The organism is Streptomyces sp. AC627_RSS907 (assembly GCF_019049165.1).
In genome coordinates this window covers 1-699 of the sequence record NZ_JAGMUE010001183.1, presented here as the reverse complement: position 1 = coordinate 699, position 699 = coordinate 1, and the positions used below count along the sequence as shown (strand labels likewise).

1 protein-coding gene is annotated in these 699 nt (G+C 76.1%); it reads left to right on the top strand.

Annotated elements, in window-relative coordinates:
• Nucleotides 1-699: BTAD domain-containing putative transcriptional regulator (locus KUM32_RS40965; RefSeq protein WP_302185263.1), on the top strand; the 699-nt coding region annotated here is incomplete at both ends.

Below are 699 nucleotides of genomic sequence, written 5' to 3'. Positions count from 1 at the left end.
GGTACGGGCCGACCGGTTGCGCTTCGAACTGCTCGGCCCCGTGCGCGCCTGGCGCGACGAGGTCGAGGTGTCGCCCCGTTGGCCGCGTCAGCAGTCGCTGCTGTGCCTGTTGCTGCTCCGTAAGGGGCACCCGGTCACCGTGCGCGAGGCCGCGACGGCGCTCTGGGGCGTCCAACAGCCGGCGCAGCCACCGGCCGTGATCCACAGCTACGTGGCCCAGCTCCGCCGCACCGTGGGGGCGCAGGTCCTGCGCGGCGTCGGCCGGGACGGCTACGTGCTGGACGGTGACGTACGTACCGACGTCGGCGAGTTCCAGCGCCGGGAGGCGGCGGTGGACGAGGCGCTGCGGCGCGGGGACCGGCGCGCGGCGCGCGCCCTGCTCGGCGAGGTGCTGGAGCGGTGGCGGAGCGACCGGGAGCCGCTGGCGCAGGTGCCGGGCCCGTTCGCCGCCGCCGAGCGCGCGCGGCTCGCCGAGTGGCGGCTCGAACTCCAGGAACGCGCGCTGGGCCTGGACCTCGCGCTGGGCCGCGTCGACCAGGCCGTTCCCCAACTCGCCGCCCTGGTCGCGCGGCACCCGCTGCGCGAGCCGCTGTACCACCTGCTGATGACGGCGCTGCACCGCACGGGGCGCACGGCCGAGGCCATCGCCGCCTACCGGAACTGTCACCGGCTGCTCTCCGACGAACTCGGCATGGAGCC